The organism is Stenotrophomonas sp. HMSC10F07 (assembly GCF_001807895.1).
Classification (GTDB): Bacteria; Pseudomonadota; Gammaproteobacteria; order Xanthomonadales; family Xanthomonadaceae; genus Stenotrophomonas; species Stenotrophomonas sepilia.
The window spans coordinates 20214-29741 of record NZ_KV791363.1 but is presented as its reverse complement, the minus strand read 5'-3'; the positions used below and the strand labels follow the sequence as shown (position 1 = coordinate 29741).

General features: G+C 69.1%; 8 protein-coding genes and 1 tRNA gene. 5 read left to right on the top strand and 4 right to left on the bottom strand.

Features of this window, described 5'->3' with window-relative positions; translation table 11 throughout:
• Positions 1 to 103: 103 nt before the first annotated feature.
• From ppk2 to hemA, 4 genes are read right to left on the bottom strand one after another with little or no spacing between them, the layout of a single operon-like run.
• Entirely contained in the window at positions 104 to 886 is a 783-nt protein-coding gene (gene ppk2, locus HMPREF3114_RS08090) for a polyphosphate kinase 2 (protein WP_049439764.1), read from the bottom strand.
• A 46-nt stretch (positions 887 to 932) separates the two neighbouring features.
• Positions 933 to 2639: an O-linked N-acetylglucosamine transferase, SPINDLY family protein gene (locus HMPREF3114_RS08085; RefSeq protein ID WP_053499330.1), complete on the bottom strand. Its 1707-nt coding sequence runs from the start codon at positions 2637 to 2639 to the stop codon at positions 933 to 935.
• Positions 2640 to 2644: 5 nt separating this feature from the next.
• Complete coding sequence (gene prfA, locus HMPREF3114_RS08080; protein WP_005415394.1) at positions 2645 to 3727, bottom strand: peptide chain release factor 1; 1083 nt, start codon at positions 3725 to 3727, stop codon at positions 2645 to 2647.
• The gene (hemA, locus tag HMPREF3114_RS08075; protein WP_005415395.1) at positions 3705 to 4988 is read right to left on the bottom strand and encodes a glutamyl-tRNA reductase; all 1284 of its coding nucleotides are present in this window, start codon (positions 4986 to 4988) and stop codon (positions 3705 to 3707) included. Before hemA ends, prfA begins: the two co-directional genes overlap by 23 nt.
• A 63-nt stretch (positions 4989 to 5051) precedes the next feature.
• On the opposite strand from hemA, the gene HMPREF3114_RS08070 reads away from it, so the two are divergent.
• The 5 genes from HMPREF3114_RS08070 to HMPREF3114_RS08050 all read left to right on the top strand — a co-directional run bounded on the left by HMPREF3114_RS08070 (position 5052) and on the right by HMPREF3114_RS08050 (position 9447).
• Positions 5052 to 6737 (top strand): tetratricopeptide repeat protein, encoded by a 1686-nt coding sequence (locus HMPREF3114_RS08070; RefSeq protein WP_176746374.1) that lies wholly within the window; start codon positions 5052 to 5054, stop codon positions 6735 to 6737.
• Positions 6734 to 7393 (top strand): lipoprotein insertase outer membrane protein LolB, encoded by a 660-nt coding sequence (lolB, locus tag HMPREF3114_RS08065; protein WP_053499331.1) that lies wholly within the window; start codon positions 6734 to 6736, stop codon positions 7391 to 7393. Before HMPREF3114_RS08070 ends, lolB begins: the two co-directional genes overlap by 4 nt.
• A complete protein-coding gene (gene ispE / locus HMPREF3114_RS08060) occupies positions 7390 to 8259 on the top strand; it encodes a 4-(cytidine 5'-diphospho)-2-C-methyl-D-erythritol kinase (protein ID WP_053499333.1) in 870 nt (289 codons plus the stop codon). Before lolB ends, ispE begins: the two co-directional genes overlap by 4 nt.
• An 11-nt stretch (positions 8260 to 8270) precedes the next feature.
• Positions 8271 to 8347, top strand: a tRNA-Gln gene (locus HMPREF3114_RS08055).
• A 140-nt stretch (positions 8348 to 8487) separates the two neighbouring features.
• Positions 8488 to 9447 carry a ribose-phosphate diphosphokinase gene (locus tag HMPREF3114_RS08050; protein ID WP_005415400.1) on the top strand — a complete coding sequence of 320 codons (960 nt, stop codon included), beginning with the start codon at positions 8488 to 8490 and terminating at the stop codon, positions 9445 to 9447.
• Positions 9448 to 9528: the final 81 nt, after the last annotated feature.

The following is a 9528-nucleotide window of genomic DNA, read 5'->3' as shown; positions in this document are numbered from 1 at the left end:
CCGCACTCCGACACCGCCCCGCCATTCCACGGAAATCCCGCTCTGGCTGTTGCTGTTGCCGTTGCTTGAGCAGGTGCAGGGCCGCAGGCCCTGCCGACCCACCCTATCCCTCGACCGGGAAATCCTCGATCGGCTTCAGCACATCGTAGTGCTCGCGATGCAGCTTGCCCTTCAGCTTCGGCAGCTCCGGCAACGGTGCGTCCACCCGCGTGTCCGGCAACCGGTCCAGCAGGTTGCGCACCAGCGTCAGCCGCCCCAGCCGCTGGTCGTTGAAGTCCACCAGCGTCCACGGCGCCGCCTCGCGATGCGTCGCGCGCAGCATCGCCTCGCGTGCCTCGGTGTACGCGCTGTACTTGCTGCGCGATTTCAGGTCGACCGGTGAGAGCTTCCAGCCCTTCAGCGGATCGAGATGGCGTTCGGCGAAGCGCTTTTCCTGTTGTTCCTGGTCCACGCACAACCAGTACTTGAACAGCAGGATGCCGTCGTCCACCAGCAGCTGTTCGAACACCGGCGCCTGGCGCAGGAACTGCTGGTACTCGGTTTCGCTGCAATAGCCCATCACCCGTTCAACACCGGCGCGGTTGTACCAGCTGCGGTCCATCAGCACGATCTCGCCGGCGGCGGGAAGATGCGCGGCGTAGCGCTGGAAGTACCACTGCGTGGCTTCACGGTCGGTGGGCTTGGGCAGCGCCACCACCCGGCATTGGCGCGGGTTGAGATGCTGGCTGATGGCCTGGATCGCGCCGCCCTTGCCGGCTGTATCGCGGCCTTCGAACAGCACCAGCAGGCGTTGCCCGCTGTACTGCACCCAGCGCGCCATTGCAGTCAGTTCCAGCTGCAGCGGCAGCAGCAGTTCGTCGTAGTCCTTGCGCTTGAGCTTGGCCATCGTCACACCACGCGGGGAGGAAGCCGGAGCGTAGCGCACGGGTTGCTCAGGGGGTGTCGACGCCCTGCCAGCCCTGCTCGCCCGCCAGCGTCTGCAGCAGGGCGGAAAGGTCATGGGCAAAACCTGCCATGTCGAATACACCACGGTCTTCGCGTGCCTGCGCCAGTTCGGCACGCAACGCTGCCAGCGCCACCGGGTCGTTGCCCAGCGCGCTGGCGGTGGCGATGAACGCCGCATCGTCGGCAACGTTCATCCGCGAAAGACCCAGATGATGGTTGAGGCTGCCGGCCACGCGCGCGGCGAAGGTATCGCCCGGGCAGGTCAGCACCGGGCAGCCGGCCCACAGCGCATCGGAGGCGGTGGTGTGCGCGTTGTACGGATGGGTGTCGAGGAACAGGTCGGCCAGGTGATAGCGGGCCAGGTACTGCGGATGCGGCAGCTTGGCCATGAACACCAGGCGCGCCGGATCCAGGCCGGCGGCCTGCGCGGCCGCACGCAGGCGCGCATCGGCCTTGCCGGGCCCGGACAGCAGCCACAGCACGCTGCCGGGCACGGCCTGCAGCACTGCGAAGGCGCGGCCCATGCTGCGCGGGTTGAGCTTGTAGCTGTTGTTGAAGCAGCAGAACACCACGCCGTGTTCCGGCAGCCCGCACTCGGCGCGGGACGGTGCCGGTTCCAGTACGCGGGTGTTGTCCGAGGGCTGGAAGGCACGTGGCAGGCGCAGGACGCGTTCGCTGAAGTGACGTTCCAGCGATGCCGGCAGCACGAATTCGTCGGCGACCACGGCATCCAGCCAGCGCGCACCCGATGTGCCGGGGTAGGCCAGCCAGTTCAGCTGCAACGGGGCCGGGCGCATGGCCAGCACTTCGGGCGTGCCGCCGCCCCCCCAGCCGCGCAGGTCGAACAGCAGGTCGATGCCCTGTGCACGGATGCGGGCCGCGATGTCGGCATGCCGCAGTGCGGCCACGTCATGCAGGCGGGCCGCAGCCTGCAGGCGTTCGCGGATGCGGCTGCCATCGGCGCGGTTCAGCGCGAACAGGTGCAGCTGCAGCGCCGGGTCATGGCGCAGGTGTTCGAGCAGGGCCACGGTCAGCAGCCCGGTGGGATGCGCGCCGAAGCCATTGGAGAGGAAGCCGACGCGCAACGCGCCGTGCTCGCGAACCTTCACTGCAGAAAGGGGGCGCACCGCCGACGCAACGACCGCCGCGCGTGCGCGCGCACAGGCCAGCTGTTCGGCCGCGTTGGCATCCTCGCTGAGGAACGCGAATGGTTCGACCACGCCTTGCCCGGCGGCCAGGGCGCCACGCACCTGTGTGGCCAGCGCATCCACGTCCTGCCAGTCGCACAGGCGACGCTGCCAGGCCAGGCGCTGCGCGGCGATATAGGGTTCGTCCGGCATCAGCGCATGTGCACGGCGATAGGCCGCCGCCGCGCCTTCGGCATCATCGGCATCTTCCAGCGCATGGCCCAGCCACAGCGCGATGCCCGGGTGCTGCGGGGCCAATGCCGAGGCCTGGCCGAGCAGCTTCGCCGCGTCGGTGTGCGCGCCGGCCATCCACGCCACGCGGCCCAGCCGCGCCAGCGCTTCGGGGTGGTTCGGGCGCAGTTGCAGGGCGTGTCGTGCGGCCTGCTCGCCGGCAGCGATGTCGCCGGCTTCCAGTTCCAGGTCGGCCAGCATCACCCAGGCGACGAAGTCGCCGGGCTGGCGTGCGATCGCCTGCTGCAGGTGCTGCCGCTGCTGCCAGGCCGTCATCGTGCTCAGCCCGCCGACAGCTGGGCCAGGGCGTCGACCTGGTGTTCGTGGCTGAGCCGCTGCAGCAGCGGGTCGAGGTCACCGGCCAGGATGTTGGGCAGGTCGTACAACGTCAGGCCTTCCACGCGGTGGTCGGTGATCCGGCCCTGCGGGAAGTTGTAGGTGCGGATGCGCTGGCTGCGATCGCCGCTGCCGACCTGCAGGCGCCGCGACTCGGCCTGTGCCGCGTCCTGGCGCTGGCGCTCGGCATCGAGCAGCTGCGCCTTCAGGCGCTTCATCGCCTTGTCGCGGTTGGCGTGCTGGCTGCGCTCGGTCTGGCACTCCACCACCACGCCGGTTGGCACATGGGTGATGCGGATCGCGGACTCGGTCTTGTTGACGTGCTGGCCACCGGCGCCGGACGAGCGGAACGTATCCACCTTCAGGTCGGCCGGATTGATGACGATGTCATCGACTTCGTCGGCCTCGGGAATGATCGCCACAGTGGCGGCCGAGGTATGGATGCGGCCCTGCGATTCGGTGGCCGGCACGCGCTGCACGCGGTGCGTGCCCGATTCGAACTTCAGGCGCGAGAACGCACCCCGGCCGACCACACGTGCCACCACTTCCTTGTAGCCGCCATGCTCGCCGGGGTTGTCCGATTCGATCTCGACCTTCCAGCCCTGGCGTTCGGCATAGCGGGCGTACATGCGGAACAGGTCGCCGGCGAAGATCGCGGCTTCGTCGCCGCCGGTGCCGGCGCGTACTTCAAGGAACAGGTTGCCTTCGTCGCGCGGATCGCGCGGCACCAGCAACAGGGCCAGTTCCTGTTCCAGCTCCTGCAGGCGCGCCTGGGCGGCGGCGATTTCCTCGTCGGCCAGCTCGCGCAGATCGGGGTCGGCACGCATGCCTTCGGCGGCGGCCAGGTCGGCCTTGGCACGGGCTTCATCGGCGAGCGCGGCAGCGACCGGCTCCAGTTGGGCGAATTCGCGCGAAAGGTCGCGGAAACGGGTGTTGTCGGCGACCACATCGGGTTCGGCGAGCAGGCGTTCCAGTTCTTCGCGGCGCTCGGCCAGCGCTTCCAGCTTACGGCGCAGGGTCGGCGTCATCGGGTCTCACGGGTGGGTGGCGGTAGCCCGGCGTGGCCGGGAACAGGCGCTCGGCGGCGCGGGTCAGGTCGGCATCGCCACTCAGCGCGGCGGCGCGCAGTGCGGCGGTTGGCGGGTGCAGCAGGCGGTTGGTCAGGCCGTGGGCCAGCAGTTCCAGCACTTCGTCGGCGGGCTTGCCGTTGGCCAGCTGCTGGCGTGCGCGCTCCAGCAACTCGGCGCGGGTGGCCTCGCCGAACGCACGCAGCTGCCGCAAAGGCGCCTGATGGGCACTGGCCTGCTGGGTCTCGACGTAACGCGATACCTGCAGGTCGATGATCGCCTCGGCTTCGGCGGCGGCCTCGCGGCGGCCACGACGGTTGTCTTCCACCGCGCGTTCCAGATCATCGACGGTGTAGAGGAAGGCATCGTTGAGCGTGCCGACCTCGGCTTCGATGTCGCGCGGAACGGCCAGGTCGAACAGCAGCATCGGCTTGTGCCGGCGTGCACGCAGGGCCTTGGCCACCATCTCGCGATGGATCACCGGCTCGCGCGCGGCGGTGGCCGAGAACACCACGTCGGCCTCGCCCAGGTGGCGGTCCAGTTCTGTCAGCGGCAGGGCCACGCCGCCATGGCGGCTGGCCAGTTCCTGCGCGTGGGCCAGGGTGCGGTTGGCGATCAGCAGCCGCCGCACCTTGCCTTCGCTCAGGTGCCGTGCAGCCAGCTCGATGGTCTCGCCGGCCCCGACCAGCAGCACGGTGGAGTCGTCCAGCCGGGCGAACGCGTTCTGCGCCAGGCGCACCGCGGCCGACGCCACCGATACCGGGTTGGCACCGACCTGGGTATCGGTGCGAGCCCGCTTGGCCACCGAGAAGGTCTGCTGGAACAGGCGGTCCAGGCGCTGGCCGAGCAGGCCATGGTCGCGCGCGGTCGACCAGGCGTCCTTCACCTGGCCGAGGATCTGCGGTTCGCCCAGCACCATCGAGTCCAGCCCGGTGGCGACCCGGAACAGGTGGCGCACAGCCTCGGCATCGGCATGCTGGTACAGATAGCCCTGCAGGTCGCCGGCCTGGCTGCGCAGCCACTGGTCCAGCGCCTGTGCCGACTCGGCCACGGCGTACAGCTCGGTGCGGTTGCAGGTCGACAGCAGGACCGCCTCGGCGATCTGCGGGGTATCGCGCAGCGAGCCCAGCGCACGCGGCAACGCCTCACCGGCGAAGGCCGCGCGCTCGCGCAGCTCTACCGGTGCGGTCTGGTGATTCAGTCCGAGCACCCACAGGGTCATTGTTCAGTTGCTTGCGATAAGCTGCTGGCCATTGGACGACATTTTAAGGCCCCGATGCCGACGATGCCCGCATTGATTCGCATCCCCAGTGTTCTGCTGCTGTCCCTAGCCTGCGCCCAGGCTCTGGCGGCGGTGCCGGCCAGGGCCCCCGTGCGGGCCGCGGCCACCGAGGAACTGGCGCTGGAGCCGGTGATGGCCGGTGAGTTCGCCCTGCAGGCCGGCAAGCTGGCCGAGGCCGCGCGCTGGTACCTGCAGGCCGCGCAGCAGACCGACGGCGACGCTGGCCTGGCCGAGCGCGCGACCCGTATCTCCATGCTTGCCAATGATGACGCCAGCGCCGCCAAGGGCCTGGCCCTGTGGCAGCAGCGCGCCCCGCGTTCGTTGACCATGCGCAGCGCCGCCGGTGCGCTGGCCATGCGCCAGGGCGATGTGAAGGCCGCCCGCACTGAATTGCAGGCGCTGCTGGCCGACCCCGACGAGCGCGGCTGGAAGTTCGCCCTGGCCGCGCTGATCGGCGGTGGCCGCGACCCGGCGGTGCCGGCGCAGGTGCTCGGCGAGCTGGTCGATGCCAATGCGATTCCGCCGAAGATCGAGGCTTGGCAGGAGTTCGGCCGCCTCGCCCTGCGCATGGACAAGCCCGACCTGGCGCGGCGCATGATCGATGAAGTGGTCAGGCGCTTCCCCGAAGAACCGCGCGTAGCGTTGCTGCGTGCCAGCCAGCTGCAGCAGGCCGGCGAGACCGACAAGGCCTTGTCGCTGCTGCACGACGTCGAGCCGAAGACACGGCAGGACCCCGAGCTGCGCAATGCGGTGGCCATCGCCTACGACAGCCTGGGGCAACCGGCTGCGGCCGAGCGCGTACTGGCATTCGGCCCGCAGGATGTGCAGACCTGGGGCATGCGCGCTTCACTGTTGGCCAAGCAGGGCGACAAGGCGGCGCTGTCCAACCTCTACAACGAACTGTCGCGGCAGGCGGCCAAGCCGGACCCCGCGCAGCGCCTGTTGCTGGGCAAGATCGCCGAATACCTGAAGCGCTATCCCGAGGCGGTGCAGTGGTACCACAGTGTGCCCGGCGGTGATGAGCTGAGCGAGGCGCGCCTGCGTGCGGCCAACGCCCAGGCCCTGGCCGGACGGCTGCCGCAGGCACTGGATGAGGTGCACGCGATCCAGTCCGACGCGGTGGTCGATGATGATGTGCGCCGTGACGCGTATCTGCTGGAGGCCGAGCTGCGCCAGCGCGGCGATGACAGTGCTGGCGAGCTGGATGCGCTGGCCCGCGGCCTGGCCGCCTACCCGGATGACAATGGCCTGCTGTACGCCCGCGCGCTCACCTGGGAGCGTCGTGACGATATTCCGCGTGCCGAGGCCGACCTGCGCAAGATCCTGGTGACCGACCCGGAAAACGTGCCGGCCCTGAATGCCTTGGGCTACACCCTGGCTGACCGTACCGGGCGCCTGCAGGAGGCGCTGGAGCTGATCGACCGCGCCCGCGTCGCCGAGCCGGACAACGCCGCCATCGTCGACAGCTATGGCTGGGTGCTGTATCGCCTGGGCCGCAAGGACGAAGCGCTGGTGCAGCTGCGCCGGGCCTGGACCCTGGCCAAGGACCCGGAGATCGCCGCCCATGTCGGCGAGGTGCTGTGGGTGCTGGGCAAGCATGACGAGGCCCGCCACTTCTTCGACGAAGCGGCCAAGCTCGACCCTGAAAACCGCGCGCTGCTGCGCGCCCGCGAGAAATTCAATCCATGAGTGTTTCCCTGATCCGGCCGCTGCTGTTGGCGGCTGCGACCCTGGCGGTGACCGCCTGTACCAGCGTGGGCACGCAGAAGACCCCGCCACCGGCGGTGGTCGAGACGGTCTCGGCCGAAGCGGCGCAGGCCGAAGCGGCGCGCGTGGCCGCCCTGCATGCACAGCCGGACTGGGCCTTCCAGGGCCGGGTCGCGGTCAGCAAGGGCAAGGACGGCGGCAGCGGTCGCATCGACTGGAAGCAGCAAGGCCGCCGCTACGTGGTGGAGTTGAGCGCGCCGGTGACCCGGCAGAGCTGGAAGCTGACCGGTGACACCCATTCCGAAGCTGGCCGCCTGGAAGGACTGGCAGGCGGTCCGCGCGACGGCGAGGACGCCCAGCAGCTGTTGCTGGAAGCGACCGGCTGGGACATTCCGGTCAACCAGTTGCCGGAGTGGATCCGTGGCCTGGTGGCCGGCGACACCGCCGGCCCCGAGACGGTCGAACGCGACGGCGAAGGCCGGCCCCGCCGCATGCAGCAGATGGGCTGGCACGTACAGTACCTGGACTGGTACCCGGCCGACGCCGGACGGCCGGCGCTGCCGCGCCGGATCGAGGCCAGCAACGGTGACGCCAAGGTGCGCCTGCTGGTGGACGAGTGGGGGCAGGGCACGCGATGAGCGGGGCAGTCGACGACGCGGGCTGGTCCTGGTGGCCGGCCCCGGCCAAGCTGAACCTGTTCCTGCACATTACCGGCCGCCGGGCCGACGGCTACCACGAACTGCAGACCGTGTTCCGCCTGCTGGACTGGGGGGACCGCATCGGCCTGCGCCTGCGTGAAGACGGCCAGGTGCGCCGGCAGGGCGAGGGCCTGGCCGGCGTGGCCGAGGCCGATGATCTGGCGGTGCGCGCCGCGCGTCTGCTCCAGGAAGCGGCGAAGGTTGCGCAAGGTGCTGACATCATCGTCGAAAAGCACGTTCCTGCCGGTGGTGGATTTGGCGGCGGTTCGTCCGACGCGGCCACCGTACTGGTGGTACTGAACCGGCTCTGGCATGCCGGCCTGGATGAAGATGCCCTGGCCGCGCTGGGCCTGCGCCTGGGCGCCGACGTGCCGGTGTTCGCGCGCGGCCGCAACGCCTGGGCCGAAGGGGTGGGCGAGCGCCTGCAGCCGATCACGCTGGCGCCGGCCTGGTATGTGGTGGTTGAACCGGGCGTTCATGTTCCCACGCCGGCCCTGTTTGCAGACCCGGATTTGACGCGCGACAGCCCAGTGGCGAAAATAGAGGACTTCGCTTCCGGGACCCTGGTCGGGAACGCGTTCGAGCCGGTGCTGCGCCGCCGTGAGCCTGCCGTCGAGGCAGCGCTTGCCGCGTTGAGCGACATCGGCACGGCGCGGCTGACCGGTTCGGGAAGTGGTTGTTTCGTCGAATTCGCGTCGCAGTCTGCTGCAGAGCAGGGACGGTCGAAATTGCCGAAGGAGTTGCGGGCAAGGGTGGCAGCGGGCGTTGCGCGTTCGCCACTGCTGGATGCACTCGAGCAACACTGATTTATCAATGCAGGGGCGTCGCCAAGAGGCCCAAGGCACCAGGTTTTGATCCTGGCATTCGTAGGTTCGAATCCTACCGCCCCTGCCAATAGCGGCTGTGTCCGCGCCTTCCAGCGCATCGCCCGCGCGGGACGTGGAAACAACCGCGGTGTTGTCAGCAGCAAGGGTCCATCCGGGTCCTTGCCGCCCCCGGATCCCCGCCACTCGTCCCCGCCCGAGACAATCATGATGCAAGAGTCCCCGAACCTGCTGGTCTTTTCCGGCAACGCCAACAAACGTCTGGCGCAGAACATCTGCAAGGAACTGGGGGTTCGCCCGGGCAAGGCGCTGGTCTCGCACTTCTCCGATGGCGAAGTGCAGGTGGAGATCGAAGAGAACGTCCGCAAGCAGGACGTGTTCGTGATCCAGCCGACCTGCGCGCCGAGCGCGGAAAACCTGATGGAACTGCTGGTGCTGATCGACGCGCTCAAGCGCGCATCGGTGGCCAGCGTGACCGCCGTGGTGCCGTACTTCGGCTACTCGCGCCAGGATCGCCGCATGCGCTCCTCGCGCGTGCCGATCACCGCCAAGCTGGCGGCCAAGATGTTCAGCACCGCGGGCGCTGATCGTGTGCTGACCGTCGACCTGCACGCCGACCAGATCCAGGGCTTCTTCGATATTCCGGTGGACAACGTGTATGCGTCCCCGCTGCTGCTGGCCGACATCTGGCGCGCCTACGGCACCGAGAACCTGATCGTCGTCTCGCCGGACGTGGGCGGCGTGGTCCGCGCCCGTGCGGTGGCCAAGCGCCTGGATGACGCCGACCTGGCGATCATCGACAAGCGCCGCCCGCGCGCCAACGTCTCCACCGTGATGAACATCATCGGCGACGTCGAAGGCAAGACCTGCGTCATGGTCGATGACATCGTCGATACCGCCGGCACCCTGTGCGCCGCTGCCGCTGCCCTGAAGGCGCGCGGTGCGCTCAAGGTCGCCGCCTACTGCACCCACGCGGTGCTGTCGGGCCCGGCGGTGGACAACATCACCAATTCCCAGCTCGACGAACTGGTGGTGACCGACACCATCCCGCTGAAGGACGCCGCGCGGGTGTGCAGCAAGATCCGCCAGCTGAGCGTGGCGGAAATGCTGGCCGAAACGATGCGCCGCATCGCCTTCGGCGAGTCGGTCAGCTCGCTGTACGTCGACTGAGTTTTTCGTCCCTGCCGGCAACGGCGGGGACATACCCCGGGTGCTTCTGGTCGCGGAAGCATCTTCAACCGCCACGCCAAA